Source organism: Sphingomonas gilva (genome assembly GCF_003515075.1).
Taxonomy (GTDB): domain Bacteria; phylum Pseudomonadota; class Alphaproteobacteria; order Sphingomonadales; family Sphingomonadaceae; genus Sphingomonas; species Sphingomonas gilva.
On record NZ_QWLV01000001.1, the window covers coordinates 338,826 to 365,135 of the forward strand.

Annotated in this window: 26 protein-coding genes and 1 tRNA gene; 10 read left to right on the plus strand and 17 right to left on the minus strand. The window is 68.1% G+C overall.

All coding sequences use genetic code 11. The annotated features are described in order from the left end of the window. Window positions 1-12: 12 nt before the first annotated feature. The 3 genes from D1610_RS01680 to D1610_RS01690 all read right to left on the minus strand — a co-directional run bounded on the left by D1610_RS01680 (window position 13) and on the right by D1610_RS01690 (window position 2,160). A complete protein-coding gene (locus tag D1610_RS01680; protein WP_118862388.1) occupies window positions 13-795 on the minus strand; it encodes an extensin-like domain-containing protein in 783 nt (260 codons plus the stop codon). Next, window positions 795-1,538 (minus strand): NUDIX domain-containing protein, encoded by a 744-nt coding sequence (locus D1610_RS01685; RefSeq protein WP_118862389.1) that lies wholly within the window; start codon window positions 1,536-1,538, stop codon window positions 795-797. Before D1610_RS01685 ends, D1610_RS01680 begins: the two co-directional genes overlap by 1 nt. Window positions 1,539-2,084: 546 nt before the next feature. Further along, window positions 2,085-2,160: transfer RNA gene (locus D1610_RS01690), tRNA-Ala, on the minus strand. A 243-nt stretch (window positions 2,161-2,403) separates the two neighbouring features. On the opposite strand from D1610_RS01690, the gene D1610_RS01695 reads away from it, so the two are divergent. Beyond that, window positions 2,404-3,339 carry a DUF2171 domain-containing protein gene (locus D1610_RS01695; protein WP_118862931.1) on the plus strand — a complete coding sequence of 312 codons (936 nt, stop codon included), beginning with the start codon at window positions 2,404-2,406 and terminating at the stop codon, window positions 3,337-3,339. A gap of 67 nt (window positions 3,340-3,406) precedes the next feature. Here the strand turns inward: D1610_RS01695 and D1610_RS01700 are convergent, their stop codons facing one another. The 3 genes from D1610_RS01700 to D1610_RS01710 all read right to left on the minus strand — a co-directional run bounded on the left by D1610_RS01700 (window position 3,407) and on the right by D1610_RS01710 (window position 6,968). Then, window positions 3,407-5,080 (minus strand): long-chain-fatty-acid--CoA ligase, encoded by a 1,674-nt coding sequence (locus D1610_RS01700; protein WP_118862390.1) that lies wholly within the window; start codon window positions 5,078-5,080, stop codon window positions 3,407-3,409. Window positions 5,081-5,193: 113 nt separating this feature from the next. Continuing rightward, window positions 5,194-6,285, minus strand: a complete 1,092-nt coding sequence (locus tag D1610_RS01705) for an MBL fold metallo-hydrolase (RefSeq protein ID WP_118862391.1) — start codon at window positions 6,283-6,285, stop codon at window positions 5,194-5,196. Further along, entirely contained in the window at window positions 6,282-6,968 is a 687-nt protein-coding gene (locus tag D1610_RS01710) for a DUF1013 domain-containing protein (RefSeq protein ID WP_118862392.1), read from the minus strand. The genes D1610_RS01705 and D1610_RS01710 overlap by 4 nt, the downstream gene beginning before the upstream one ends. 178 nt (window positions 6,969-7,146) lie before the next feature. On the opposite strand from D1610_RS01710, the gene D1610_RS01715 reads away from it, so the two are divergent. After that, window positions 7,147-7,356, plus strand: coding sequence for a DUF1496 domain-containing protein (locus tag D1610_RS01715; RefSeq protein WP_118862393.1), 210 nt, complete (start codon window positions 7,147-7,149; stop codon window positions 7,354-7,356). Between the two features lie 27 nt (window positions 7,357-7,383). On the opposite strand, the gene D1610_RS01720 is transcribed toward D1610_RS01715, so the two are convergent. From D1610_RS01720 to D1610_RS01750, 7 genes are all read right to left on the minus strand, one after another. After that, the gene (locus D1610_RS01720) at window positions 7,384-8,406 is read right to left on the minus strand and encodes a glycosyltransferase family 4 protein (RefSeq protein ID WP_118862394.1); all 1,023 of its coding nucleotides are present in this window, start codon (window positions 8,404-8,406) and stop codon (window positions 7,384-7,386) included. Window positions 8,407-8,467: 61 nt separating this feature from the next. Further along, complete coding sequence (locus D1610_RS01725; RefSeq protein ID WP_118862395.1) at window positions 8,468-8,893, minus strand: hypothetical protein; 426 nt, start codon at window positions 8,891-8,893, stop codon at window positions 8,468-8,470. A gap of 67 nt (window positions 8,894-8,960) precedes the next feature. Continuing rightward, window positions 8,961-9,836: a UDP-2,3-diacylglucosamine diphosphatase gene (locus D1610_RS01730; protein WP_118862396.1), complete on the minus strand. Its 876-nt coding sequence runs from the start codon at window positions 9,834-9,836 to the stop codon at window positions 8,961-8,963. Window positions 9,837-9,935: 99 nt separating this feature from the next. After that, entirely contained in the window at window positions 9,936-11,630 is a 1,695-nt protein-coding gene (locus D1610_RS01735; protein WP_118862397.1) for a flotillin family protein, read from the minus strand. 3 nt (window positions 11,631-11,633) lie between these two features. Further along, window positions 11,634-12,242, minus strand: a complete 609-nt coding sequence (locus tag D1610_RS01740) for a YqiJ family protein (RefSeq protein ID WP_118862398.1) — start codon at window positions 12,240-12,242, stop codon at window positions 11,634-11,636. 83 nt (window positions 12,243-12,325) lie between these two features. Continuing rightward, window positions 12,326-12,856, minus strand: coding sequence for a hypothetical protein (locus D1610_RS01745; protein ID WP_118862399.1), 531 nt, complete (start codon window positions 12,854-12,856; stop codon window positions 12,326-12,328). A 17-nt stretch (window positions 12,857-12,873) separates the two neighbouring features. After that, the gene (locus D1610_RS01750; protein ID WP_245941918.1) at window positions 12,874-13,872 is read right to left on the minus strand and encodes an NAD(P)H-quinone oxidoreductase; all 999 of its coding nucleotides are present in this window, start codon (window positions 13,870-13,872) and stop codon (window positions 12,874-12,876) included. A gap of 75 nt (window positions 13,873-13,947) precedes the next feature. On the opposite strand from D1610_RS01750, the gene D1610_RS01755 reads away from it, so the two are divergent. Then, window positions 13,948-14,145, plus strand: coding sequence for a DUF1192 domain-containing protein (locus D1610_RS01755; RefSeq protein ID WP_118862932.1), 198 nt, complete (start codon window positions 13,948-13,950; stop codon window positions 14,143-14,145). A 135-nt stretch (window positions 14,146-14,280) separates the two neighbouring features. After that, a complete protein-coding gene (gene clpA, locus D1610_RS01760; RefSeq protein WP_118862401.1) occupies window positions 14,281-16,605 on the plus strand; it encodes an ATP-dependent Clp protease ATP-binding subunit ClpA in 2,325 nt (774 codons plus the stop codon). Between the two features lie 55 nt (window positions 16,606-16,660). Here the strand turns inward: clpA and D1610_RS01765 are convergent, their stop codons facing one another. Further along, on the minus strand, window positions 16,661-17,227 hold the full coding sequence (locus tag D1610_RS01765) for a hypothetical protein (RefSeq protein WP_118862402.1): 567 nt from the start codon (window positions 17,225-17,227) through the stop codon (window positions 16,661-16,663). Window positions 17,228-17,385: 158 nt separating this feature from the next. On the opposite strand from D1610_RS01765, the gene D1610_RS01770 reads away from it, so the two are divergent. The 4 genes from D1610_RS01770 (at window position 17,386) to D1610_RS01785 (ending at window position 20,047) form a co-directional block, all read left to right on the plus strand. Next, the gene (locus tag D1610_RS01770; RefSeq protein ID WP_118862403.1) at window positions 17,386-18,120 is read left to right on the plus strand and encodes an energy transducer TonB; all 735 of its coding nucleotides are present in this window, start codon (window positions 17,386-17,388) and stop codon (window positions 18,118-18,120) included. 78 nt (window positions 18,121-18,198) lie between these two features. Next, entirely contained in the window at window positions 18,199-18,399 is a 201-nt protein-coding gene (locus D1610_RS01775; protein WP_118862404.1) for a hypothetical protein, read from the plus strand. 60 nt (window positions 18,400-18,459) lie between these two features. After that, window positions 18,460-19,341: a dienelactone hydrolase family protein gene (locus tag D1610_RS01780; RefSeq protein WP_118862405.1), complete on the plus strand. Its 882-nt coding sequence runs from the start codon at window positions 18,460-18,462 to the stop codon at window positions 19,339-19,341. Window positions 19,342-19,393: 52 nt separating this feature from the next. Continuing rightward, window positions 19,394-20,047 (plus strand): glutathione S-transferase family protein, encoded by a 654-nt coding sequence (locus tag D1610_RS01785; protein WP_118862933.1) that lies wholly within the window; start codon window positions 19,394-19,396, stop codon window positions 20,045-20,047. Window positions 20,048-20,558: 511 nt separating this feature from the next. On the opposite strand, the gene D1610_RS01790 is transcribed toward D1610_RS01785, so the two are convergent. The 3 genes from D1610_RS01790 to D1610_RS01805 all read right to left on the minus strand — a co-directional run bounded on the left by D1610_RS01790 (window position 20,559) and on the right by D1610_RS01805 (window position 23,780). Continuing rightward, a complete protein-coding gene (locus D1610_RS01790) occupies window positions 20,559-21,479 on the minus strand; it encodes a bifunctional helix-turn-helix transcriptional regulator/GNAT family N-acetyltransferase (protein ID WP_118862406.1) in 921 nt (306 codons plus the stop codon). A 359-nt stretch (window positions 21,480-21,838) separates the two neighbouring features. Further along, entirely contained in the window at window positions 21,839-23,194 is a 1,356-nt protein-coding gene (locus D1610_RS01800) for a DEAD/DEAH box helicase (RefSeq protein WP_118862408.1), read from the minus strand. A 103-nt stretch (window positions 23,195-23,297) separates the two neighbouring features. Next, a complete protein-coding gene (locus D1610_RS01805; RefSeq protein ID WP_147414247.1) occupies window positions 23,298-23,780 on the minus strand; it encodes a hypothetical protein in 483 nt (160 codons plus the stop codon). Between the two features lie 97 nt (window positions 23,781-23,877). On the opposite strand from D1610_RS01805, the gene D1610_RS01810 reads away from it, so the two are divergent. Together D1610_RS01810 and D1610_RS01815 are read left to right on the plus strand one after the other, a co-directional pair. Beyond that, a complete protein-coding gene (locus D1610_RS01810; protein WP_118862410.1) occupies window positions 23,878-25,314 on the plus strand; it encodes an FAD-binding oxidoreductase in 1,437 nt (478 codons plus the stop codon). A 69-nt stretch (window positions 25,315-25,383) separates the two neighbouring features. Beyond that, window positions 25,384-26,163 carry a SapC family protein gene (locus tag D1610_RS01815; RefSeq protein WP_118862411.1) on the plus strand — a complete coding sequence of 260 codons (780 nt, stop codon included), beginning with the start codon at window positions 25,384-25,386 and terminating at the stop codon, window positions 26,161-26,163. The last annotated feature ends 147 nt before the right edge of the window (window positions 26,164-26,310 follow it).

Below are 26,310 nucleotides of genomic sequence, written 5' to 3' on the forward strand. Positions count from 1 at the left end.
GCTTGCGTCATCCTAGCGGCAGGCGCCGCCGCGCATCGCGCCCCGGTCGGCTTGGTCGAGATGGAAGTGATCTGCGTGCGCCGCGTTGTAGTCCGGGCTGAGCACGGTTGCGAACAGGTCGCACGCGCCGTCGCGCACCTCGCGCAGGAAGGCCGCCTTGGCGGCTGCGTCCGGCCCGGTGCCGTTCCAGTCCTGAAGCAGCGTCACGCGCCGCCCGTCGGCGAAGCGAAAGCCGGAAATGTCGATCGCGTTGGCGGTGGCGTGCTCGCTCCATGCGCCGTCCGCGCGGCCATACATGCGACGGCAATTATAGGTGCCGAGCTGATCGTATCCCGCCAGGCTGGTCTTCATGTGCCGGCGTGCGGCGGGCTGAACGACATGCCATTCCCACAACGCGATCGCCGCGGCGACCTGGCACTGCACCGGCGGGGATCTGGGATGGAAGGGCGTCGTCCGCGCGCCGGCCTCGAGCAGGCGGACGCCATTGGCATAGCCGCACTGGCCGGCTTCGGCGGCTATGGCTGGCGCAGGTTCGAACGCCACGCCCGCGCGGTCCATCAGGATGCGGCATTGCGGGTAATCGTCGTTCAGATCGACGAGCTTGCCGCGAGTGAAAAGGCCGACCGGCTGGGCGAGGTCGAGCTTGGTCCAGGGCAAATCCTCGGGGTGGCCGCGGCCGAACAGGTAGAGGCCGTAGACGATGCCCGCGAGGAGGACCGCCCACACCGCCAGCGCGATGGTCCGCCGCCCGGTACGCCAGGCGCGCGCGTTGCGCTTTCTCCGCCGGGCGGCCATCAGCCCCGGAGCGCCCCGGTCATGAGTTCGGAGGTCACCGGATAGCCGAGATCGTCGGGGATGCAGAGATGCATCCCGCCTTCGCGCTCCTCGGCATAGGGGGTGATCGCGCGCACCGGGTGGGCGCGGGCGTCGGCGACGGCATCGGCGAAGCTGGCATAGCGCGCCAGCCTCTCGAGATTTCGGCGGGTCGGGAAGATGATGCGCGCCTCGCCGCGGTCGGCCTCGGCGAGCAGGTCGGCTGCGGTCGTCCAGCGCGCAGCGACATTCTCGGTCGCGTCGACCACCGGCTCGGACGATCCTGGCGGAGCGGCGGCGATATAGAACAGCGTGTCGAAGATGCGCATGTGCGCATGCGCCGGCAGCCAGCGGGCGAAGGGAACGAGCTCGCCGAGCGCAAGCCGGTGATCGCCGAGCACCGCGCTCATCGCTTCGCCATCGTGCAACCGTCCGCGCATCGCGCGGCACTGGTCGATCGACGGCAGCGGATCGAGCCCGACGGCGATGCCCGCCTCTTCCAGCGTTTCGCGGATCGCGGCGATGCGCGCCGCCGCATCCTCGATATCGGGCGCATGGAGTTCGGCAAGCCTCCGGTCGCCCGGATCGATCCGGCCGCCGGGAAATACCATGGCCCCGCCCGCGAAGGCCATCGTCGCGGCGCGTTCGACCATCAGCAACTCAGGCGGCCCATCCGCGCGGTCGCGAAACAGGACGGTCGTCGCGGCGGGAATGGGTTCGCTCATGCCGGCCCATGTAAGGGCGACATGGTGACGATGTCAGGGGAAATGTCGCGTGCTGAGTGCGGAAAATCGAGTCCTTGCCTCGGCAGCACACCTGCTCGCGGGTAATATGGGGAACCCTTTTTCCTCCGCTGGCGGGAGGCACCATATGCACGGATCTGACCGAATCGCGCCCTGCCGCGGGCCGCATCTTTTTCGCTGTCCTACATGGTTATGTTCTGCTATTGTTCTGGATCGCTGGCGTGACCGCTGGCTGCTCTTTGATCCTGTTGGCCGCTTTCCTCGAGGCGTTTGGGAAGGCTCGATGCGTCGCCTCGCGCTGTTAGGGTACTGAAGGTACTGAGCTTCGTGTAATAATCTAACAAAATTGTGTAATTAAACTGCGCAACACCTGCGACTTATGCGACGCAAGGATGCCGGTTATCGCCTTCGCCGGCCAATGCGTTTTGGCGTGAACTTTGTGAATCTTGGCAAATGCTGGAGGTATTTTGAACGAGCTTAAACGGAAAGCCGCCCTTTTCTGCCAGCATGATCTGTTGGGCGCGGGGCTGGTGGAGCTGAGGGGAATCGAACCCCTGACCTCTGCAGTGCGATTGCAGCGCTCTCCCATCTGAGCTACAGCCCCGCCCGGCTTGGCCGGCATATGGCCGGGGCCGTTCCTCTAGCCGCTGATTTTGCCCGATGCAACGTTCGTCGCGCGCAAGCTAGAGGCGGGCGCCAAACAGGCGCGCGTCGCCCGGCGCGAAGCTGGCACGACCCGTCGATTCCGCGGGAACCTATCCCGCTTTTTTCCTTTTCGGTCAAAGAGATTGCCCGCGTCGCGGCCCTCGCGTCGCGTGGTTTCCCTTTGACCATCAAGGAGGAAGAAATGGGATACGAACGCTCTCCCCGCGACCGCTATCGTGACAGTGACGAGATGGATTACTCGCGCGATTACGGATCGGGGCGCGACTATACCTATAGCAGCGCGCGCGACTATGCCTCGGCCGACTGGCGTGATCGCGAGGATAACGGACGCTTCGAGCGCGGCGGCTATCGCCGCGATGGCGGCCGGTTCGACCAGCGGCCTCACGGCGGCTATGGCGGCCGCGACTATCAGTCCGGCCAGGACCGTGATCGCGAATATGGCGATTACGGACGCGGGCGGGGGCCGACCCAGGGCTATCGCCCGAGCTATGGCCGGGGCCTTGGTTATCGCGATTCGGATCGCGGAGCGCCGCAGGGCTATGACCAGGACGATCGCGGCTTCTTCGCCCGCGCGGGTGACGAGGTTCGTTCATGGTTCGGCGACGAGGAGGCCGAGCGCCGCCGCGAATATGACGCGCGCTACGACGATCGCCACGATACCCACAGCGATCGTGACTACGGCGAATGGCGGCGCGGCCAGATCAGCGCGCTCGACCGCGACTATGACGAATATCGCCGCGAGAACCGGACGAAGTTCGAGAACGAGTTCACCTCATGGCGCAGCGAGCGCCAGGGCCAGCGCTCGCTGCTGGAAAAGGTCAGCGAGCATATGGAGGTGACCGGCTCCGACGGGCAGCATGTCGGCACGGTCGACAAGGTGCGCGGGGACCGGATCATCCTGACCAAGAACGATCAGGATGCCGGCGGACACCACCATTCGATCCCGTCGCGCTGGCTGCGCTCGGTCGACGACAAGGTGATCATCACCAAGTCGGCGGACGAGGCGCAGCGCGAATGGCGCGACGAAGAGCGCCGCACCGCGCTGTTCAGCGACGACGACCGAGAGCGCGGTCCGCATATGCTCAATCGCAGCTTCTCCGGCACTTACCGGAGCTAGAGCCACCCGGACCGCCTGATCACCGGTCCAATCGAGGGGCCGGGCGCGTTGCCGCCCGGCCCCTTTATTATGCATTGCTGTTCAAGACCTCCGCGATCAGGTCCTTGCGGCTCAGCTTGCCGATCATCGTCTTGGGCATGGTCAGGCGGACGACCACCGAATCGACGCGCTCGTGCTTGCCGAGCTGCGGATTGAGCCAGGCGGCGAGCGCCTTGCCATCGGCCGGCTGGTCCTCGTTGAGCGTGACATAGGCGCGAGGACGCTCGCCAGCATAGGAATCGGGGATGCCGATCACCAGCGCCTCCTTCACCGCCGGGTGCGCGTAGAGGATCGTCTCGATCTGGCTGGGGAACACCTTGAAGCCGCCGACCGCGATCATATCCTTCAGGCGATCGACGATGCGGATGAAGCCGTCCTCGTCGATCTCGCCGACATCGCCGGTGCGCAGCCAGCCTTCGACGAAGGTCTTGCCGTCCGTATCCGGCCGGTTCCAATAGCCCTGCATGATCTGCGGCCCCTTGACGACGATCTCGCCGGGCTGGCCCTGCGCGGGCGGCCTGGTCGGGTCTTCCTTGTCGACCAGCTTGACCCGTGTCGCGGGGATCGGCTGACCGATCGTGCCGGGCTTGCTGCCGCCCTCATAGGGATTGGTCGAGACCACGCCCGAGCTTTCGGACAGGCCGTAACCCTCGATAAGGATGGACTGGGTCAGCGCCTCGAACCTGGATTTCAGTTCCTGCGGCAGCGGCGCGCCGCCCGAGATGCAGACGCGGAGCGAGGAGAAATCGGTCGCGGCGAGCTTGGGATGGTCCATCAGCGCCTGGTACATGGTCGGGACGCCGGGAAGCGCCGTCGCCCGCGTCCGCTCGATCGCGGCGAGCGTCACGGCAGCGTCGAAGCGGGGCAGCAGCACGATCATGCCGCCGCTGATCACCGTGCGGTTGAGCACGCAGGTGTTGGCGAAGACGTGGAACAGCGGCAGCACGCCGACGATGCGGTCCTCGCCGTCAGGGTCGGGATCGAGCGCATCGACCTGGCGGGCGTTGGCCGACAGGTTCTGATGGGTGAGCATCGCGCCCTTGGGCAGCCCCGTGGTGCCGCCGGTATACTGAATCAGCGCCAGATCGGCCTCGGGATCGATCGGCACATGATCGCACGCGCCGTCATTGGCGATCAGCGTGGAGAAGGCAGTGATGCGCGGATCATCGGGACGCTCCGCTACCTCGGAGCGCTTGAACAGCCGATAGAGGATCGACTTGGCCGGCGGCAGCGCGCCGGCGACCGAGCCGACCACCAGCCGTTCGAGGCTGGAACTCTCCAGCACCTCGAGCGCGGTCGGCAGCAGCGCCTTGGCGGAGAGGGTGAACATCACCCTGGTGCCCGAATCCTCGACCTGATGGGAGAGCTCGGCGGCGGTGTAGAGCGGGGAGAAGTTGACCACGGTCGCGCCCAGCTTGAGCGCGCCGTAATAGGCGGCGAGATAGTGCGGGGTGTTGGGCAGGTGCAGGCCGACGCGGTCACCCTTCGCCACCCCCATCGCCTTCAGCCCGCAGGCGACGCGGTTGGCGCCGTCCAGCACCTCCGCATAGGAATAGCGGCGGCCGAGAAAGTCGATCAGCGGCGCGGAGCCCATGCGCCGCGCGGCCTCCTCGAACAGATCGACCATCGAGGCGGGCGGGAAGGTCCGGTCCCATCCGCCGGGATGGCGGTAGCTGTCGGCCCAGGGCGTGGCTTCGGTCATGTCATTCTCCTCAGCGCCCGCTGGACGGGCGTGCGACACGCCATGCTCTGGCCTGCCTGGGGAGACGCGCGGCCGGCATGATTGACATCAGTGTAAGTTGCTTTCCGCGAACGTCAACCGGCGCTGTACCACCAGATGCCGTCCCGAGTTTCCCGCCGCGCGCGGCCGGTGACTTCGAGGTGGCGGAGGTGGGCGAGCGCCTCGCCGGTGGCGAGGCCGCGCATCGAATCGTCGATGGCGCGGCGGAACAGCAGCGGGAAGACGTCCACCGCGCGCGAGGGCGTATGCGCCAGATGCGCCTCCAGCACACCGAGCCGATCGAGATGATCCTGACGCAAGGCCGCGACGCGCGGGACGAGCCCCCGGAACACCTCGCCGTGCGAGGGGCAGACCAGCAGGCCGGGGTCGAGCGTGTCGAGCCGGTCGAGCGAGGCGAGCCATTCGCCCAGGGGATCGGCCTCGGGCTCGGTCACGCCCAGCGAGACGTTGCTGCTGATCTTCGGCAGCAGCTGGTCGCCGGCGATCAGGATGTCATCCGCCTCGTTCAGCAGACAGGCGTGTTCGGGGCTATGGCCCGACCCGACAACGACGCGCCAGTCGCGCGCGCCGATGCGGATCGCCTCGCCGTCCCGGATGCGGCGATAGCCGAGCGGCAGCGGCGCGATCATCTGGGCGATCCGGCCCCAGCCGCGCGCCGAGGCGGCGGCGATCTGCGCGTCATCCCAGCCGGCGGCGCGCCAGAAGGCCTGCATCTCGGCCGGCACCTCGTCGCGCGCGTCGGCCGCGAGCATGCGGATGGTCAGCCACTCGCCGCGGGTCATCCACAGCGTCGCCTGGTGCTTGTGGCAGAGCCAGCCGGCGAGCCCGACATGATCGGGGTGGAGATGGGTGGCGATGACGCGCGAGACGCGCCTGCCGGCGAGCGGCCCGGCGAACAGCGCCGCCCAGCCTTCCTTGCAGATGCGGTGGCGCATCCCGGTGTCGACGATGGTGACGCTGCCGTCGTCCTCGTCGAGCACCCAGATATTGATGTGCGCCAGGCTGCCCGGCATGGCGAGCCGCGCCCAGCCTATGCCGTCGGCGAGCGGAATGATCTCGCCCGGCCCAGGCGCTCTCTCGCCGAAGGGGTAATCGAGCGCCGTCCCCGGATCGGGGGTCAGCGCGGCGTCGGGATCGCGCTCTTCGGCGGTGCGCCGGGCGCTCACCGCTTGAACAGCGTCTCCGCGGTGTGCTCGACCGGGGCGGCGGCTTCCTCGCCCTCTTCGCCGGCTTCCTCGGCCTCGCGCGCGGCGGTCTCGCGCTCGCGCCGCAGCTCTTCGAGCAGCGCCTCGCGGTCGCCCTCCAGCCGCGTGTCGGTCGGCGCTTCGAGGCCGGCCGCCTTGGCCGCCTTGGCCACCGCCGCATCGAGCTCGCGCTGCGTCGTCAGGCCGAGCGTGACCGGGTCCTTGGGCACGATGTTCGCAATGTTCCAGTGGGACCGCTCGCGGATCGCCTGGATGGTGGTGCGGGTGGTGCCGATCAGCTTGCCGATGGCGCCGTCCGAGATCTCGGGATGGTTGCGGATGATCCAGGCGATGCCGTCGGGCTTGTCCTGCCGCTTCGACACCGGCGTGTAGCGCGGGCCCTTGGTCCGGCGGACCTGCTCGGGGCCCTTCAGCATCACCATGCGGTAATCGGGATCGGCCTGCGCCTTGTCGATCTCCGCCTGGGTCAGCTCGTGCGCGCGGATCGGATCGCGGCCGGTGAGCTTGGTCGCGGCGGTATCGTCGGCGATCGCCTGCACCTCCAGAATGTGGAGGCCGCAGAACTCGGCGATCTGCTCGAAGCTGAGCGCGGTGTTGTCGACCAGCCAGGATGCGGTCGCGTGGGGCATGAGCGGCTGGGCCACTGAACTTCTCCAGAAACGATAAGGGCCGCCCCTTGCGGAGCGGCCGTGTCACCCTCCGATCTAGTCCGCACGGGCCCGCTAGGCAAGGATTTCCGCGAGCGCGCGGGAGGAAGCCGCACCGTCCTGCTTGATCCGCGGCCGGATAAGGATAGCGTCACCGGTGACAGGAGGGCAGACGATGCAAGAAGACGACCATGTCGATCCCCAGAATCCGGCGCTGAAGAACTCGCCCAAGGCCGCAAGCGTCGAAGAAAAGATGGCGGCGCCCGCCGATAACGGCGTCTGCTACTGGAACGACAAGAAATATTCCGACGGAGCGACGGTGTGCGACGCCGGGCGGCGCCATAAATGCTGGAGCGGGAAGTGGGTCGATATCGGCAATTGCTGATGCCGCCGGCCTGACCTGGTCCGCCGCTCACGCTTCCAGCACATGATGCGGGACGGGCGCGAGCGCGGCGAGGAACTCGGCGACCGAGGCATCCCAGGTGAAGCGGCGGGCATGGGCGGCGCAGGCGGCGCGATCGCAGGCGAGGGCGCGCGCGATGGCGGCGTCCAGATCGTCGTCGACCGCGCCGGTTTCCGGCGTGACGATGTCGACCGGACCGGTCACCGGATAGCCGGCGACCGGCGTGCCGCAGGCCATCGCCTCGATCATGACGAGGCCGAAGGTGTCGGTGCGGCTGGGAAAGACGAACACGCCCGCGGCCGCATAGGCGCGGGCGAGGGCTTCGCCGAACAGCGGGCCGAGGAACAGCGCCTGCGGAAAGCGCCGGGCGAGGTCGGCGCGCGCCGGCCCGTCGCCGACGACGACCTTCGCGCCCGGATGGCGGCCCGACAGGAACGCCTCGATATTCTTCTCCACCGCGACGCGGCCGACATAGAGCTGCACCGGACCGTCGAGCGCGGCCATCGCCGGATGCGGCGCGACCCCGGGGTTGAACGCGGCGAGATCGACCCCGCGGCCCCAATGGCGCAGGCGCTTCACCCCATGCGCGGCGAGCGTCGCGCGGATGCTGGGGGTCGAGGCGAGCACGCCCTGCGCGGGCGCGTGGAACCAACGGATATAGCGCCACACCCATTCGGCCGGCAGGCCGGTGCGCGCCGAGACGTAATCGGGGAATTGGGTGTGATAGGCGGTGGTGAAGGGCGCGCCGCGCCGCAGGCACCAGCGGCGCGCGGCGAGGCAGATCGGCCCTTCGGTCGCGAGATGGATGGCGTCGGCGTCGAAGCCCGCGAGCATGTCGCCCACCGAGCGCGGCCGGGCGAAGGCGAGACGGATCTCGGGATAGGTCGGGCAGGGAAGCGAAGCGAAGCGATCGGGCGAGATGACGAGCACGGTGTGGCCCATCGCCTCCAGCCGGGCGCGGGTTTCGCCGAGCGTGCGGACGACGCCGTTGACCTGCGGCGCCCAGGCGTCGGTGGCGATGGCTATGCGCATGACATGTCCTCCGGGAGCGCCGCGGAATTCCGCCTAAGGTAACGGTTTGCGCGCATGCGTTTTACCTTATCTCCGGCTTGCGCGACCAGGGCGCGGGCTCCCCCGCGCGGGTGGCGAAGCGTTGTTCGACCCATTGCCCGCCCGGCAGGACGCGGCGGACATGGATGGTGCCGTGCATCGACTGGACGGCGCGGCTCAGCGCGCGCTCTCGCCCTTCCCAGATCGCGTCGTTCCAGGCGCGCGCGAAGGGGCCGCCGGGCGGAGCGCGGTTGTAGAGCGCGTAGGCGGACTTGGCGCTCATCCCGACCGCGCGCGCGGCGCGGGCGACGATGCCGGTGCGGGAAAGCGCGGCGATGAAGGCGCGCTGGCGTTCCGGCGTCCAGCCGTCGCGCCGCGAACGCGACATCGTGACCGGGACGAAATCCCAGGGCAGCTCGTCTGCGTCGTAACGGCTGACCGGCCGGGGGAAGGCGAACGAATCGGACATCGATGAGTCTGTGAGGGATGAAATCCTATTAGGAAAGGATTTTTTGCGCATAAGGAACCGATAAGGTTCAAGCGGCAATCGCCGTCACATCCGCGCCGGGCCGTGCGGCGATCTCGTCGGCCCAGTGCAGCACCTCCATCCGCCCGTCGAAATGCTCGACCAGCGCGGTGCAGCCCTCCACCCAATCGCCGTCGTTATAATATTCGACGCCGTCGATATCGCGGAACTCGGCGGTATGGATATGGCCGCAGACCACGCCGTCGACGCCGCGCGCGCCCGCGGCCTTGGCGACGACCTCCTCGAAGCGGCCGATGAACTCGACCGCGTTCTTGACCTTGTGCTTGGCGTGCTTCGACAGCGACCAATAGGGCAGGTTGAGGCGGCGGCGGACCACGTTGACCAGGTGGTTTGACCGCATCAGCATCTCGTAGAGGAAATCGCCGACATGGGCGAGCCAGCGGTGCGCGAGCATCACCGCGTCGAACTCATCGCCGTGGAGCACCAGCAGGCGGCGGCCATCGGCGGTGGTGTGGATCGCCTTGCGCCTGATCTCCACTCCGCCGAAATGGAGGCCGCTGAACTGGCGGAACATCTCGTCATGATTGCCGGGGATGTAGACGATGCGGGTGCCGCGCTTGGCGCGCTTCAGGATGCGCCAGACGACGTCGTTATGCGCGGGCGGCCAGTAGAACTTCTTCTTCAGCCGCCAGCCGTCGATGATGTCGCCGACCAGATACAGGGTGTCGCTGTCGACATGGTCGAGAAAGTCGATGAGCATGTGCGCATTGCACCCGCGCGTGCCGAGATGGATGTCGCTGATCCAGATGGTGCGATAGCGCCGCCGCTTCGTGACGGCCCTTTCGGGAATGGACGGGCGCGACCGGGCGAAATCGGCGAAGTCCGCGATATCGGCGTCGAACGGCAGGGTGGCGACGGCGTCCATGTCTTCTCCGGGCGTTGCTGTCCCGGAGAAGCCATGGCTGGATTATGTTACGATACGAATCGCAAGGGGTTACAGTGATAAGACGAATGCCCGGTGTGATTATTGCGCCACATCATCCTTGCCGTCGTCCGATGCGATGGGGGTGGCGACGATCGGCGGGGTCTCGGGCAAGGGCGCTGCCGCGCCCTTGACCAGCGCGTCGAGGGTCTGGCCGTCAAAGCCCAGCTCCCTCATCAGCCCGTCGATCACCGGCGCTTGCGCGCGGTAGCGCAGCGCGGCGGAGACTGCCGAGCTGGCGAGATTGCCGTCACCGTCATTGGCGGCATGGCCTGCGCCCGTACCGCCATTGCCGGTGATGCCGTCGACCTGGACGATCCGGATGCTGTCGATCGCCTCGAGCGGCTTGGCCGCTTCGCGGACGAGCTCGGGCATGACCTTGAGCAATGCGAGCTTGGTCTGGAGCGAGATCTGGTCGGACGAGAGCAGGTTGGCCGCCTCGTTGACCGCGCGTTGGCCGGCCGCCTCCACCTCGTAGCGGACGCGGTCCGCCTCGGCGCGCAGCTTGGCCGCCTCGGCATCGCCACGCGCGACCTCCAGCGTGGCCTCGGCGCGATCGGCGGCGGCCTGCTTCTCGGCCTCGGCCTCGACGCGCACGCCGATCGCCTGACGCTCGGCTTCCTTGGCGGCTTCGATCAGCTCGATCTTCTTGGTGCGCTCGGCGATCTCGCTCTCGCGCGCTGTGGTCACCTGCTCCTCCGCGGCGACGGCGGCGGCGCGCGCCTTGTCGGCCTCGGCACGAGCCTGGCTTTCTTCGCGGCTCTTGTTCTGAACGGCGATCTGCTGCTCCTGACGCGCGATCTCGATCGCCTGCTGCTGTGCGATCTTGGCTTGCTGGACGGCCCGATCGGCCTCGATCTGCGCGGAATCGGTCACCTGCTTGGCGGCGATCTGCGCCTGATCGGCCTCGCGCTGGCGTTCTGCCTGCTGACGCGCGATCTCGGCCGCCTGTTCGGCGCGGCGGACCTCCAGCTCGCGCTCCTGCTCCAGCCGGGCGAATTCCTGATCCCGCCCGATCAGAAACGACTGGCGCTGCGCCTCCAGATTCTTGGTCTCGATCTGAACGCGCGTTTCCTGCTCGATATCGTTGCGCGCCTTCTTCCTCAGCTGGATCTGCTCGGTCAGCTTGGTCAGCCCTTCGGCATCGAACGCATTGTTTGCGTTGAAATGCTCGATCGACGTCTGGTCCAGCCCGGTGAGCGACACCGATTCGAGCTCGAGCCCGTTCATCGCCAGATCGGCCGACGAGACCTGCTGCACCTTCTGGACGAAATCGGCGCGCTGTTCGTGCAGCTGATTCATCGTCATGCCGGCGGCGACCGAGCGCAGCGCGTCGACGAACTTGCCCTCGACCAGCTCCTTCAGCGCTTCGGGGTTCATCGTGCGGTGCCCGAGCGTCTGCGCGGCCGTGGCGATGGACTGGGCGTCGGGTTTCACCCGCACGTAGAATTCGGCCTTCACGTCGATGCGCAGGCGGTCGAGCGTGATCAGCGCGTCGGCATTCTTGCGCTCGACCGCGAGGCGGACCGTATTCATGTTGACCGGCATGGTTTCGTGAAACACCGGCAGCACCAGCGCGCCGCCGTTGATCACCACCTTCTCCCCGCCGAAGCCGGTACGGACGAAGCCGATCTCCTTCGATGCGCGCTTGTACAGCTTGGCGATGACCAGGCCGAGGATCAGCAGCCCAAGCAGGCCGCCGCCCGGCAGGATGATGTACGGGATGATGTCGGTCACGGGCTAGACTCCAAGCCGGGGAAGGTGGTGATCGCCGCGGGCGATCGCGCGGAAAAGGCCATTTTCGCGGCGGACGAGCAGAACATGCTGACCCTCCTCGAAGCTTTGGCCGGGATTGTCGGGCTCAACCATGACGAAGTGCGGCTGGCCGTGGTGATCCTCGACGCGCGCGCGGGCGGGCGAGCCCTGCGTCGCGCGGCCGGTGACGATCGCGCCCATGCGCCCGACCAGATCGTCGAGCATGACGGCGGTGCTGTGATCCCGCGGAAGGATGCGCGCCAGGCCGCGCGCGGCGAGACCGGTGAGCGGCAGGCAGGCGGCGCAGGCGGCGGGGCCGGCGATCCAGGGCGAGATCAGCGCGCCGGTGGCGTCCAGGCTCACTTGCTGGACGATCAGGCCGAGACTGCCGAAGATCGCAAGGAAAACGATAATCAGCATCAGCAGCGGCAGGCGGCCGACGCCCAGCCAGGACAGCAGGTCCCCTCCGCCTACTTCGGCGTCGAGATCGAAGGCGCCGCCGAGTCCCAGCAATTCCACCGTGCCGATCAGCAGCATCAGCACGATCGCGCTGACGAATACGAAATTTTGCGGCGCCCCCAGAAACTCCAGCACGATTCCTCCCCCGAATCACCCCGAGGATAGGGGGGTGCCAATGGGATTGTCATGCCGAATCGGTATCCGCCGGTTTCAATGTCTTACATCGTTCCCATCGCCTCGCGGCGGGAGTCGTCCCAGCGGCGGTAGCGGCGCCAGGCGAAGGCGAGCGGGATCAGCGACAGCCAGCCCCACATGTGGAACAGCGGATTGAAGCTGTAGCCTTCGCGCGGGTCGTGACCGATGATGCGGGCGACGCGGATGAACTCGATCTCGGTCGCGGGCGCGATCGAATATTGGCCGGTGCCGGTGCGCGAGAAGAAGACGAAGCCGCCGGCGTCCCAGGCGGCGAAGGGCATCCATAGCAGGCGGAACTCGCGATAGGCGTAGCCGACGTCGAGCGGCGCGGGCTCGCCGTCCGCGCCATAGGCCTCGAAGCGGGCGTCGTCGGGCAGATCCTCGACCAGCGCGGCCTTTTGCAGCACGGCGATCGGCAGATAATGGGCGTAGGCGGGGGCGGCGGTGCCGGCATCGACGCCGGTCTTGAACGCCGTCACCGCGGCCGAGCCGCTTGCCTGCGCGCCGGGTGCGGCCATCGCGAGCGCGGCGACCGCCAGCAATCTTCCCATCATCCCCCGTCTCCCCCGTGTCAGTCCATCGTCAGCACGATCTTTCCGATATGGTCGCCCGCCTCCATCCGTCGGTGCGCCTCGGCCGCTTCGGCGAGCGGGAAGCTCCGGTCCATCACCGGTTTCAGCCGGCCTTCGCGGACGAAGGGCCAGACGGTGCGGGCGAGTTCGTCCGCGACCATCGTCTTGAACTCGGTGGAGCGGGGGCGGAGCGTCGAACCGGTGAGCGTCAGACGGCGGCGCATGACGTCGAACAGGGGGATCGTCGCCTCAGCGCCGCGCTGCACCGCGATCGAGACGTGGCGGCCGTCCTCCGCCAGGCATTTGAGGTTGCGCGGAAGATAGTCGCCGCCGACCATGTCGAGCACCACCTGGCAGCCCTTGCCGCCGGTGATCTCGCGCACCGCCTCGACGAAGTCTTCCGTGTTGTAGTTGATCGCGTGGTCCGCGCCGAGGCCGCGGGCGGCGGCGCATTTCTCGCCCGATCCGGCCGTGACGACGATCCCGACGCCGAACAGGTTGCACAAGGCGATCGCCATGGTGCCGATGCCGCTGGTCCCGCCATGGACGAGGACGGTGTCGCCTTCGGCCGCGAAGCCGCGTTCGAACAGGTTGGTCCAGACGGTGAACAGCGTCTCCGGCAGCGCCGCCGCCTCTGCGAGGCTCAGCCCGGCGACGACCGGCAGGCACTGGCCGGCGGGTGCGACGCAATATTCGGCATAGCCGCCGCCGGCGACGAGCGCGCAGACCTGCTGGCCGGCGAGCGCATCGTCGACGCCCTCGCCGAGCGCGACGATCTCGCCCGCGCATTCGAGGCCGAGGATGCTCGGCGCGCCGGGGGGCATCGGATAGAGACCCTTGCGCTGGAGGACGTCGGGGCGATTGACCCCGGCGGCGGCGACCCTGATCAGCACCTCGCCGGGGCCGGGCGCGGGCACCGGGCGCTCGACCGCCGCCAGCACCTCCGGCCCGCCCGACGCCGACGGATCGATCGCGCGCATAACATTCGGTAAAGTCATGATTGGCCGGCCCCCCTCACCGCGCGGCAACGGGGCTTTATTGACATGCGCGCCGTCACGGTCAACGCTGCGCATATGGACCTGGACGAGTTTTCGCCACGCAAGCCGGACGATCCGCTGGCGCTGCTCAAAAAGCAGGACCTCGACCCGCTGTCGGTCGAGGAGCTCGACGCGCGCATCGCCGCGCTGGAGGCGGAGGTCGCGCGCGTCAAGCGGCATGCCGAACGCGCCGTTAACCATCGGGCAAGCGCCGACGCGCTATTCAAGCGATGAGAGCGGACGCACCGGAGCGGCGTGACGCGACAGGCTTCCGGTGCGGTGCGGCCGTTCTTGATGCGGGGCCCGCCAATCCCGACATAGGGAGAAACGGGCAGACGCATCCACGGCGTGCCCAGGAGTGACCAGATAATGCCTTCCTTCGCTTCCGCGCTCGAGACGACGCTGCACAAGGCGCTCGAGGCCGCGTCCAGCCGCCGCCACGAATATGCGACGCTGGAGCACCTGCTGCTCGCGCTGATCGACGACGAGCACGCCAGCCAGGTGATGACCGCCTGCGGCGTCGAGCTGCCGGCGCTGCGCCAGGCGGTGACGACCTATCTCGACGACGAGCTCGATGCGCTGAAGGTGGAGGGGCAGAGCGATCCTTCGCCGACCAGCGGCTTCCAGCGCGTGGTCCAGCGCGCGATCCTGCACGTCCAGTCGTCGGGCCGCGACGAGGTGACCGGCGCCAACGTGCTGGTCGCCTTGTTCAGCGAGCGCGAGAGCTACGCCGTCTATTTCCTGCAGCAGCAGGATATGAGCCGGCTGGATGCGGTGAGCTTCATCAGCCACGGCGTCGGCAAGGGCGGCGCGCCAGTCGAATCGCGCGAGGTGAAGGGCGCTGACGACGCCAAGCAGGAGAAGAGCGCCGAGACCAAGAGCAAGAACGAGAGCGCGCTCAAGCAGTTCACCGTCGACCTCAACGAGAAGGCCAAGAAGGGCAAGGTCGATCCGCTGATCGGCCGGATGGCGGAGGTCGACCGGACGATCCAGATCCTCTGCCGGCGGTCGAAGAACAACCCGCTCTATGTCGGCGATCCCGGCGTGGGAAAGACCGCGATCGCGGAAGGCCTCGCGCGCAAGATCGTCGAGGGCGACGTGCCCGACGTGCTGAAGCCCGCGGTGATCTATTCGCTCGACATGGGCGCGCTGCTTGCCGGCACGCGCTATCGCGGCGATTTCGAGGAGCGGCTGAAGCAGGTCGTGACCGAACTCGAAAAGCTGCCCGACGCGGTGCTGTTCATCGACGAGATCCACACGGTGATCGGCGCGGGCGCGACCAGCGGCGGGGCGATGGATGCGTCCAACCTGCTCAAGCCGGCGCTGTCGAGCGGGTCGATCCGCTGCATCGGTTCGACGACCTACAAGGAATTCCGCAACCATTTCGAGAAGGACCGGGCGCTGCTGCGCCGGTTCCAGAAGATCGACGTCAATGAGCCGTCGGTCGAGGACACGGTCAAGATCCTCGCCGGGCTGCGCAGCGCCTTCGAAGAGCATCACAAGGTCCGGTACACGCCCGACGCGATCAAGACCGCGGTCGAGCTGTCGGCGCGCTACATCAACGACAGGAAGCTGCCCGACAAGGCGATCGACGTGATCGACGAAGTCGGCGCGATGCAGATGCTGGTGCCCGAGAGCAAGCGCCGCAAGACGATCACGGCCAAGGAGATCGAGGCGGTGATTGCGACGATGGCGCGGATTCCGCCGAAATCGGTGTCGAAGGACGACACCGCGGCGCTGGCGAGCCTCGACACCGATCTGAAGCGCGTGGTGTTCGGCCAGAACGCGGCGATCGAGAAGCTGTCCTCCGCGATCAAGCTCAGCCGCGCGGGCCTGCGCGATCCGGACAAGCCGATCGGCAACTATCTGTTCACCGGACCGACCGGCGTCGGCAAGACCGAGGTCGCGCGACAGCTCGCCAGCATCATGGGCATCCCGCTGCAGCGCTTCGACATGTCCGAATATATGGAACGGCATTCGGTCAGCCGGCTGATCGGCGCGCCTCCGGGCTATGTCGGTTACGATCAGGGCGGGCTCTTGACCGACGCGGTCGACCAGCAGCCGCATTCGGTGCTGCTCCTGGACGAGATCGAGAAGGCGCATCCCGACCTGTTCAACATCCTTCTTCAGGTGATGGACAACGGCAAGCTGACCGACCACCACGGCAAGACCGTCGATTTCAGGAACACCATCCTGATCATGACGACCAATGCCGGCGCGTCCGACATGGCGCGCGAGGCGCTGGGCTTCGGCGTCTCCAGCCGCGAGGGCGAGGACGAGGAGGCGGTGAAGAAGATGTTCACGCCCGAGTTCCGCAACCGCCTGGATGCGATCGTGCCCTTCGCCTATCTGCCGCCCGAGGTGGTGGCGCGGGTGGTGGACAAGTTCATCCTCCAGCTCGAGCTGCAGCTGGCCGACCGCAACGTCCACATCGCGCTCGACGACGCGTCCAAGGCGTGGCTGACCGAGAAGGGCTATGACAAGCTCTACGGCGCGCGCCCGATGGGCCGGCTGATCCAGGAGAAGATCAAGCAGCCGCTGGCCGAGGAGCTGCTGTTCGGCAAGCTCGTCCATGGCGGCGAGGTGCGGGTCCATATGAAGGACGGCGCGCTCGGCTTCGAGATCATCCCGGCCGCGCCCAAGCGCGCGAAGAAGGGCGGCGGCAAGAAGGCCGAGCCCGCCGACGCGAAGTAACCGGTCAGCTCGACGCGAGAGGCCCCGGAGCGATCCGGGGCCTTTTTTGCGGCCTTCATGACGGTCGGACGGCTGCAACCTGCTGGCCCGCCGCCTTGCGGAATAGGGCGGCGGAGATGAGCCACAGGCTGGCGAAGACGGTCGTTCCCATGACGACTTCGTAGAGCCCGTTTCCTCCCGGCGAGGCCCATCCCGCGGGCAGCGCGACGAGGCCGATGAGGATCTGGCAGGCCGCGGCCGTGAACATGGTGAAGGCCATGCCGGCGGACCTGAAGCCGGCGAAGGCCGAGCCGACGACCGCGACGGCGATCACGCCGAAGAATATCAGATTGGCGGGATTGTCCTCATTGCCGAGGAAGCCGACCGCGCCGTTGACCCAGACGAGAAGGAAGGAAGCGGCGACCGCGACGCCGACGCCGGCCCGATAGGCGATATTGCCCGACGCCCTCACCGCCAGTTCGAGGACGAGGCCGGCGCAGCCGAGCATGAGGCCCATGAAGAGGTAATCGGAAACCGTCCACGGCGCGTTGGCGATCAATGGAAGCAGGAGGATGAAGGCGACGCCGCCCCAGCCGATGATCCGCCAGGGAATCCCGCGCCGTCCCTTGATTTCGGTAGTCATTACCATGCCCTTTCGTTCGTGGAGCGCGCCTTCTGCCCGAAGCGCCGGTGAGCGGCATGAGCAAGCCGTGAGCATTCGCTGAAATCCGGGATCAGCCCACATTCAGGCGCTTCGTGCGTTGATGCGGGGAGAACGGGCCTGATTTCGGGATGCGAACGATGGCGGTTGCCCTGTCGAACAGCAGTGATCGGATCAAGGCGGCGCTGGGCGCGGTCGCGCTGCCGGGGCTGCTCGGCTATGCGCTGATCACCGGGCTGGCGGTGAACATGCGGACGGCGGTCGCCGACGGGCTGAAGCTGTTCACCGTCGCGCCCGATCCGCCGCCGCCTCCGCCGCCCGATCCTGTCGTGCCGCATGCGGTCAGGAGCGAGAAGCCCGAGGGCGCCGCGTCGCCGCCCAACCTGACGTCCAAGGCGACCCAGATCGTCGCCCCGCCGCCGGTCATCCCGCTGGTCAAGCCGCCGCCGGTGATCGCCGCAGCCAAGGCGAGCACGGGCAGCGACGCGACCACCGGCGCGGCCGATATCCGCGGACCCGGGACGGGAAGCGGCGGCATCGGCGACGGCACCGGCAGCGGCCGTTACGGCGACGGCGGAGGCGGCGGGGGCGAATATACCGCGCCGCGCTGGGTGCGCGGCAGCATGAGCGATTCGGATTATCCGCGCGGGCTGGGCGAGGCGGGCATCCAGGGGACGGTCTCCGTCCGCTACACCGTCGGGATCGACGGCAGGGCGCGCGACTGCGAGGTCACCGAATCGAGCGGCAGCGCGGTGCTGGACGAGACCACCTGCCGCCTGATCGAGCGGCGTTTCCGTTTCCGGCCCTCGCTCGACGACCGCGGCCGGCCCGTGCCGGCGACGATCGTCGAGAACCACAGCTGGATCGTCGACTGAGCCGTTCATCGCGCGCTCATCGGCGGCGGGCCAGCATCCCGACCGGTTGGTGACGTTGCATCTGGCAGGGAGCGGGCAATGCGGCGGCGGATCATCTTTGCGTTGGGCGTGCTGATGCTGGCCGTCATGCTCGTGCGCCATCCGTCGGCCGACGTGCGCGTCATCACCCATGACATCGGCGATCCCGCGCCGCGCAAGGTCGAGGCGGCGGTCGATATGGGATTGTTCGCATTGAACCTTCTGGTGACCTGGACCGCCAAGGGCGTGGCGCTGCGCTGACGGTGGCGCGGACGCTTGGGGAGCGTTAGGTTCCCGCATCCGCATTTCCGGAGTCGCCCGATGACCGACGACAGCATCCGCGCGCGCGCCATCGCGCTCTACGACCGGTTCACCCATGAGCATCACGACCGCCGCGCCTTCATGCGCGAGATGACTTTGCTCGCGGGGTCCGCAGCGGCGGCGGCGGCGCTGGTCGAAGCGATCGCCGCATCGCCCGCGGCCGCAGCGGCGGTCGATCCCGCCGATCCGCGGCTGGTGACGCGCAAGGGCGGCTATGCCGTGGGCGGCGGGCGGATGATGACCGGCTATTTCGCCGCGCCCCGCAAGCCCGGCCGCAAGGTCGGCGCGGTGATGGTGATCCACGAGAATCGCGGGCTCAACGCGCATACCGAGGACGTCGCGCGCCGCGTCGCGCTGGCCGGCTATTTCGCCGTCGCGCCCGATTTCCTGTCCGACTACGGCGGCACCCCGGCCGACGAGGACCAGGCGCGCGAGATGATCGGCAAGGTCGATTACGACAAGGTGATCGGCGCCGGGTTCGCCACGCTGGGGCGGCTCAAGGGGCTCGCCAACGGCAACGGCAAGGCGGGAATGGTCGGCTTCTGCTGGGGCGGGGCGATGGTCCACCAGGTCGCGCTGGCGGCGGGCGCCGGGGTGGACGCGGCGGTGAGCTATTACGGCCCGGCCCCCGCGCCCGAGGCGGCGGCGCGGCTGCAGGCGCCGCTGATGATCCACCTCGCCGGCAACGACGCGCGGGTGAACACCACCGCCCAGCCCTATGCGGCGGCGGCGAAGGCGGCGGGCAAGGACGTGACGCTGCACGAATATGCGGGCGTCGAGCACGCCTTCAACAACGACACCTCGGCCGAGCGGTACGACATGGCCGCGGCCGAACTTGCGTGGGGCCGGACGCTCGCCTTCTTCGAGCGACATCTGGCGTGACGGCCGGTATCGTTCGCGGTATGTTCCGCACCGAATCGACAGGAGGATGACGATGGCCGAGGCATTGACGCTCTATACCAACCCGATGTCGCGCGGGCGCATCGCCCGCTGGATGCTCGAGGAGGTCGAGCAGCCCTATGAGACCGAGCTGGTCGACTGGGCGAACAAGTCTGACGCGTTCCTGGCGGTCAACCCGATGGGCAAGGTGCCGACGCTGGTGCATGGCGGCCGGGTGATCACCGAATGTCCGGCGATCTGCGCCTATCTGGCCGATGTCTTTCCCGAAGCCGGGCTCGCGCCCGATCCGGCCGACCGCCACGCCTATTACCGCTGGCTGTTCTTCGCCGCCGGGCCGCTGGAGCAGGCGGTGACCAGCAAGGCGATGGGCTGGGAGGCGAGCGATCCGCAGAAGCAGGGGATGCTCGGCTTCGGCAATTTCGACCGCACGATCGACACGCTCGAACAGGCGGTGAAGGACGCGGGCGAAGGCTGGCTGGCGGGCGATCGCTTCACCGCTTGCGACCTCTATGTCGGCGCGCATCTGAGCTGGGGCACGCAGTTCGGCACCATCCCCAGGCGCGACGCCTTCATGGCGTTCGTCGAGCGAGTCACCGACCGCCCCGCGGCGAAGCGCGCGAGCGAACTGGACGACGCGGCGATGGCGGAGATGCAGGGCGCGGGCGCACCGGCCGAAGCGGACGCCTGATTCGCCGCCGGTTGGCCGTACCCGATCTTCCAAAGGTGAGGAAAGTGAGGACACGTCCTCGCTGACTTCCCCTCCCCCGCATTTGCGAAAACGCGTTTTGGCGGAGAAGGAAGAGGGCGCGTGAAACGGCATGGACCAGCGTAAAGCAGGCGAAATCCTACATTTCCAGCATTATTTGCGGGGGGTGTGGAGGGATCACCCCTGTCCATCCTAGAGCGCGATGACTTCAGGTGATCCGTTTTTCCTGAGTAGTCGTCGAATAGCTGCGCAGCAGCGTATCGAGATGAGCAGGTGAACATGTCCCCGGCATGTTCAGGATGGTCCGGGGGACGATCCGACCTGCTCATCGTATCGGAGGCCGCGCAATGGACGGTGCTTCGATACGAGCCCTCGATACGCGCTTGCGCGCTACTCGGTCTCTACTCAGCACGAGCGGGTCTGGGGCAAAGTCATCGCGCTCTAAGCGGGGTGAGGATCGCCGCGCGAGCGTGGGCGAGCCCGGCCGGCGCGATCAGGCCTCGCGAGCAATGTCCGCCAGATCGAGCTCCCATGTCTCGCCCTGTTCGGGGCGGCCGAAATCATGGTGGATCGCGGTTTCGGTGAGGTGGAAGCCGGCGGCGGCGTAGATGCGCCGCGCGCTGGCGAGGACGGTGTGGGTCCATAGCGCGATCCGCGCGTACCCTGCGTCGCGGGCGAAGGCGACGCAGCGATCGACCAGCGCCCCGCCGATGCCGAGGCCGCGCGCCCAAGGCTCGACATAGAGCAGCCGCAGCTTGGCGACGCCGTCGCCGGCATCGACCAGCATCACCGATCCGGCCATCACCCCGGCGCGCTCGGCGATCCAGCATTGATCGCGACCCGGTTTGAAGTGGCGGACGAAGGCGGCGGTGACCTCGCCCAGCAGCGCCTCCATCGGCCGGCCCCAGCCATAGGGTTCGTAGAGGATCGCCTGCCGGGCGGCGATCATGCCCATGTCGCCCGCGCGGAAGGTGCGGATCTCGTAAGGCGCGACGCCGCCGCCGCCGAGCAGCGCGCGCATCGAATCGAGCGCGGCGGTGAGCGCCTGCCGGTCCGCATCGGCCAGCCCGGCGAGCTGGCCGGCGGCGCGATCATGCGTCGTGCGGTCGAGCGCTGAGAACGCGTCGCGACCCGCGGGCGTCAGCTCGATCGGCCGCTGCCGGGCGTCGGCGCCGCGCCCGCGCGTGATCCATCCGCGCGTCTGGAAGCCGCGGACGATGCGGCTGAGATAGCCCGGATCGAGCCGCAGCACCGCCTGGATGTCGCTGGCGAGCCGCGCGCCGTGCGCGATCTCGTACAGCGCGCGCGCCTCCGCGAGGGACATGTCGCTGCCATTGTAGCGCGCGTCGAGCAGCCCGGCGAAGCTGGTATAGGCGCGGTTGAAACGGCGCAGCGCGGCGACGGCGTTTTCCATGCGCGCGAGTAATGCTCCAATGGTTGCTTTTGTCAACTATATGATTGCTGTTTGAGCTGAGTTCCGGCTTTCCGTCGCCCCGCCCTTCGACTGCCTGCAAGGCAGGCGCTCGGGATGGATTTCAGCCTTCGGCTGAAGGCAGGGGCCTCCGGGTTTGTGGCACTTCCGGCGTGGCGTATGCCGCCTGAGGCCAGTGTCGGGTCGGATTGCCTCCCAGGCAATCCTTGTGCACGCGGGGCGTGCACAACCCGACACTCCTGCGCAGGGGTGACGGAACAGGAAAGCAGGACAAGCTCCAGCGTCGCCGCTGGCGGACGTCGCCAGGATCGTGCGCGCAGATGCCGGTGCGGGACTCAGCCTCAGCCGAGCGAGACGCCCAGGAAGCCGGGGACTGGGCCGTTCCAGCCCTCGTCCGGTCCGTCGTCGTCGCGCGGCGGTTCGCGGCGACGGGGTTCGGCGGGCTTGCGATCGGTCCGCGTGGGCGCCTCTGCGCGGGGGGCGTCTTCGCGCGGCGCGCGTTCGCGGCGGGCGCGGGGCTTGCGTCCGGCGGGGGCGTCGTCGTCCGCCTCGTCGGCGGCGCGGGGCGCGGGCTTCGCCTTGGGATCGAAGGTGAAGCGCTCGATCCTGTGGCCGGTCAGCTTCTCGATATTGGCGATGTTCTCGGCGTCCTCGTCGGTCGCGAGGGTGTAGGCGGTGCCCGTCGCGCCCGCGCGGCCGGTGCGGCCGATGCGGTGGACGTAATCGTCCGGGTGCCAGGGCGCGTCGAAATTGAACACATGGCTGACGCCCTTGATGTCCAGCCCGCGCGCGGCGACGTCCGAGGCGACGAGGATGTTGACCGTGCCCGTCTTGAACAGGTCGAGCTCGGCGAGGCGGGCGGGCTGGTCCATGTCGCCGTGGATCTCGCCCGCGCGATAGCCCTCGCGCTTCAGCTGCTTGGCGAGCTCGCGCACCGTCGTCTTGCGGTTGCAGAAGATGATCGCGTTGGTCACCTCGTCGCGCGACAGCAGCATGCGCAGCGCCTCGCGCTTGTCGCGCGGGCCGACCTTGACCAGCATCTGCTTGATGTTGGTGTTGGCCGAAGCGGGACGTGCGACCTCGATATTCTTCGGGTTGGTCAAGAACTTGTCGGCCAGCTTCTTGATCGGCGGCGGCATCGTCGCGCTGAACAGGAGAGTCTGGCGCTGCTTGGGCAGCTTGGTGCAGATCTCCTCGATATCGGGGATGAACCCCATGTCGAGCATCCGATCCGCCTCGTCGATGACGAGCAGCGAGCAGCCGTTGAGCAATATCTTGCCGCGGCCGAACAGGTCCATCAGCCGGCCCGGCGTCGCGATCAGCACGTCGACGCCCTTTTCCAAGGCCTTCTGCTGATCGGTCATCGACACGCCGCCGATGAGCAGCGCCATCGAAAGCTTGTGGTACTTGCCGTATTTCTCGAAATTCTCGGCGACCTGGGCGGCGAGCTCGCGCGTCGGCTCCAGGATCAGGCTGCGCGGCATGCGCGCGCGGCTGCGGCCATGCGCGAGGATGTCGATCATCGGCAGCACGAACGACGCGGTCTTGCCGGTGCCGGTCTGGGCGATGCCGATCAGATCGCGCATCATCAGCACGCTGGGGATCGCGCTCGCCTGGATCGGGGTCGGCTCGGTATAGCCGGACTCGTTCACCGCGCGCAGCAATTCGTCTGACAGGCCGAGATCGGCAAAGCTCATGAAAAAGTCCGGGAAATAAGAGTTAGGCGATGGCGCACGCGCCCCGCCTGCAAGCGCGTGTGCGCTCGCGGATTATGCCGCAAAAGTCAAGGCGAGACGGGTTCTAGCGCCTGGGGACGAGGCGGCGGAAGCCCTCGATGCGGCACTCGCCGCCCGCGCGGCTGCGGATCACGTCGCGTTCGGCGCAGATCATCCCGTCGCTGGGCGACTTCAAGTAGAAGCCGGTGTAGAAATCGAGCGCGGGGCATTGATCGCCGAGCTGCGCGCGCAGCCGCTTGCCGCCGTTCAGCACCAGATCGACCGAATCGGCGCGGGTGATCGAGGCGGCCGAGAGCATCTTGACCGGCACGCAGCGCGGCGCGTCGCGCTCCACCCACACGATCGGCGGCAGCGCCGGTGTCGGCGCGAGCGAGGTGCGCGCGACGGGCATCGCCGGCACGCGGACGATGACGCGCTGGCGCACGGTCACCTGGCCGACGACGCGGCCGCCCTCCTGCGTCGCCTCGAGCTCCGACAACTCGACGATCAGGGGTGCGCTGGCCACGGGGGCGCCGGCGAGCGCCACGGTCAAAGCGATCAGGGTCATGCGGGCCGCATCTTGGTCATGATGGCGATACTGGGCAAGACCGATTGAATGGCCGATGAATTGGCGCGGGCGCGGCCGGGCTGCTATCGCCCAGGGCATGGACCGCGCCGCCCTGATCGCCGACCTTTCCGCGCGCTTCGGCCCGCGCGCCGTCATCACCGATCGCGCGCTGATCGCGCCGTGGCTGAGCGACTGGCGCGGCCGCTATCACGGCGCGGCAGACGCGATCCTGGCGCCCGCGACCGCGCGAGAAGCCGCGGCGATGGTCGCGGCGGCGCATGCCGCGGGCGTTGCGCTGGTGCCGCAGGGGGGCAACACCTCGATGGTCGGCGGCGCGACTCCGCCCGAGGACGGCAGCGCGCTGATCATCAGCACGCGGCGGATGACGAGCGTCCGCCACATCGCCGCCGATCACGCGGTGGCCGAGGCGGGGGTGGTGCTGCAGACCTTCCACGAGGCGGCGGCCGCACGCGGCCTGCGCTTTCCGCTGACGCTGGGCGCGAAGGGCAGCGCGACGCTGGGCGGGCTCGCCTCGACAAATGCCGGCGGCACGCAGGTGCTGCGCTTCGGCACGATGCGCTCGCTGGTGCTGGGGGTGGAGGCGGTGCTGCCCGACGGATCGATGATCGACACGATCGCGCCGCTCAGGAAGGACACGCGCGGCTATGACCTGCGCCACCTGCTGGTCGGCGCCGAGGGGACGCTGGGGCTGATCACCGCGCTGAGCCTGCGGCTGATTCCGGCGATCGGCGCGCGCACGGTCGCCTGGGCGGGCGTCGCCGGCCCGGCCGACGCGCTCGCCCTGCTGCGCCGGATGGAGGCCGGCGGCGGCGAGGCGATCGAGAGCTTCGAGATCATCCCCGGCGATTCGCTGGCGCTGGTGCTGGCGCATGTGCCGGGCGCCCGATCGCCGCTTGCCGGGACGCATCCCTGGCATGTGCTGATCGAGGCAGTTTCGGCCGATGCCGGCGATCCGCCGCAGGCGATGGTCGAACGGCTGTTGTCGGAGGCGCTGGCGGCCGGGCTGATCGCCGATGCGGCGATCGCCAAGAGCGAGGCCGAGGCCGAGGCGTTCTGGCACCTGCGCGATTCGCTTTCGGCCGCCGAGCGGGCGGCGGGGCCGGCGGTGCAGCACGATATCGCGGTGCCGGTCGAGGCGATGCCGGCCTTCATGGTCGACGCGGCGCGCGCGGCGGAGGCGCGTTTCCCGGGCACGCATGCGACCGCCTTCGGCCATCTCGGCGACGGCAACGTCCATTTCCACGTCCGCGCCGCGCCCGGCGCCGATGCGGCGGCGTTCCATGCGGGCCAGGCGGCGGAGATCACGCGCTTCGTCCATGACGCGGTGATCGCCGCAGGCGGCACGATCTCCGCCGAGCACGGCATCGGCCAGATGAAGCTCGCCGAGCTCGCCCGCGTCGAGGCGCCGGCGCGGCTCAAGGCGCTGATCGCGATCAAGCGCGCGATCGATCCGCTCGGCCTGATGAATCCGGGCAAGCTCGTGCCGCTTGCGCCCGGCGATATCGGCCCATAAAAGCCGCAGCACTTGATCACGGGGCGTCACGCGCCGCCCGTGACCATTTCCAGGCAGGAGAGTTTCCCGATGGCGAGCGCGCCGCAGTCCAATTCGCTTCCGATCTTCTACAATAATCTCGAGCCGCTTTCGAGCCAGGCCCACGCCAAGTTCAAGGCGCGCATGGTCGACAAGGCGCCGTTCCTGACGAGCAACCACGCGGTGCCGCTGACGGTGGACGAGTTCGCCATGGCGCAGCGCCATTTCCCGATCGTCTTCTCCTCGGGCGCCGATTCGGTGCCGCTGGCGCTGATGGGGCTGAACGAGGGCGTCAACGTGTTCGTCGACGACGAGGGCAAGCTGATCGATCCGGTCTATGTCCCCGCCTATATCCGCCGCTATCCCTTCCTGCTCGCCAAGCTCCGCCCCGACAGCGACGAGCTGTCGCTGTGCTTCGACCCGACCGCCGACGCGATCGGCGAGTTCGAGGAGGGGCAGGCGCTGTTCGAGGACGGCCAGCCCAGCGCCGCGACGCAGGAGATCCTGAAGTTCGCCGAGCAGTTCGAGCAGGCCGGCCAGCGCACCGGGCAGTTCATGAAGGAGCTGAGCGAATCGGGCCTGCTGATCGACGGCGAGGTCGCGATCCAGCCCAACGATTCGGACAAGCCGTTCGTCTATCGCGGCTTCAAGATGGTGTCCGAGGAGAAGCTGCGCGAGACGCGCGGCGACCAGCTGCGCAAATGGTCGCAGTCGGGCATGCTCGCGCTGATCTATGCGCACATGTTCTCGCTGGGCCTGATGCGCGAGATCTTCGCGCGGCAGATGCAGCTGGGCAAGATGCCGCAGCCGGTGATGCCCGCGATCAATTGAGCCTGTCGAAGGGGCCGGGGCGACGGGATTGGGGGTCGTAGTCCCTGACCTTCGGCGGCGATTCGTTGCTGGAGTGCGCCAGGGCGAATTCCCTTCGCGAAAACAGGCGTTTGGCTGCCTCTTGTAGCGCCTGCCAACGCCCCCTAT

Excerpts from the sequence above, each read along its gene's own strand:
- D1610_RS01695 (WP_118862931.1), top strand. The coding sequence starts at position 2,404 with ATGGGATACGAACGCTCTCCCCGCGACCGCTATCGTGACAGTGACGAG.
- D1610_RS01700 (WP_118862390.1), bottom strand. The coding sequence starts at position 5,080 with ATGACCGAAGCCACGCCCTGGGCCGACAGCTACCGCCATCCCGGCGGA.
- D1610_RS01720 (WP_118862394.1), bottom strand. The coding sequence starts at position 8,406 with ATGCGCATAGCCATCGCCACCGACGCCTGGGCGCCGCAGGTCAACGGC.
- D1610_RS01765 (WP_118862402.1), bottom strand. The coding sequence starts at position 17,227 with ATGACTACCGAAATCAAGGGACGGCGCGGGATTCCCTGGCGGATCATC.
- D1610_RS01725 (WP_118862395.1), bottom strand. The coding sequence starts at position 8,893 with ATGTCCGATTCGTTCGCCTTCCCCCGGCCGGTCAGCCGTTACGACGCA.
- D1610_RS01745 (WP_118862399.1), bottom strand. The coding sequence starts at position 12,856 with ATGATGGGAAGATTGCTGGCGGTCGCCGCGCTCGCGATGGCCGCACCC.
- D1610_RS01780 (WP_118862405.1), top strand. The coding sequence starts at position 18,460 with ATGACCGACGACAGCATCCGCGCGCGCGCCATCGCGCTCTACGACCGG.
- D1610_RS01685 (WP_118862389.1), bottom strand. The coding sequence starts at position 1,538 with ATGAGCGAACCCATTCCCGCCGCGACGACCGTCCTGTTTCGCGACCGC.
- D1610_RS01775 (WP_118862404.1), top strand. The coding sequence starts at position 18,199 with ATGCGGCGGCGGATCATCTTTGCGTTGGGCGTGCTGATGCTGGCCGTC.
- D1610_RS01810 (WP_118862410.1), top strand. The coding sequence starts at position 23,878 with ATGGACCGCGCCGCCCTGATCGCCGACCTTTCCGCGCGCTTCGGCCCG.
- D1610_RS01680 (WP_118862388.1), bottom strand. The coding sequence starts at position 795 with ATGGCCGCCCGGCGGAGAAAGCGCAACGCGCGCGCCTGGCGTACCGGG.
- D1610_RS01770 (WP_118862403.1), top strand. The coding sequence starts at position 17,386 with ATGGCGGTTGCCCTGTCGAACAGCAGTGATCGGATCAAGGCGGCGCTG.
- D1610_RS01800 (WP_118862408.1), bottom strand. The coding sequence starts at position 23,194 with ATGAGCTTTGCCGATCTCGGCCTGTCAGACGAATTGCTGCGCGCGGTG.
- D1610_RS01790 (WP_118862406.1), bottom strand. The coding sequence starts at position 21,479 with ATGGAAAACGCCGTCGCCGCGCTGCGCCGTTTCAACCGCGCCTATACC.
- D1610_RS01815 (WP_118862411.1), top strand. The coding sequence starts at position 25,384 with ATGGCGAGCGCGCCGCAGTCCAATTCGCTTCCGATCTTCTACAATAAT.
- D1610_RS01715 (WP_118862393.1), top strand. The coding sequence starts at position 7,147 with ATGCAAGAAGACGACCATGTCGATCCCCAGAATCCGGCGCTGAAGAAC.
- clpA (WP_118862401.1), top strand. The coding sequence starts at position 14,281 with ATGCCTTCCTTCGCTTCCGCGCTCGAGACGACGCTGCACAAGGCGCTC.
- D1610_RS01730 (WP_118862396.1), bottom strand. The coding sequence starts at position 9,836 with ATGGACGCCGTCGCCACCCTGCCGTTCGACGCCGATATCGCGGACTTC.
- D1610_RS01755 (WP_118862932.1), top strand. The coding sequence starts at position 13,948 with ATGGACCTGGACGAGTTTTCGCCACGCAAGCCGGACGATCCGCTGGCG.
- D1610_RS01805 (WP_147414247.1), bottom strand. The coding sequence starts at position 23,780 with ATGACCCTGATCGCTTTGACCGTGGCGCTCGCCGGCGCCCCCGTGGCC.
- D1610_RS01750 (WP_245941918.1), bottom strand. The coding sequence starts at position 13,872 with ATGACTTTACCGAATGTTATGCGCGCGATCGATCCGTCGGCGTCGGGC.
- D1610_RS01785 (WP_118862933.1), top strand. The coding sequence starts at position 19,394 with ATGGCCGAGGCATTGACGCTCTATACCAACCCGATGTCGCGCGGGCGC.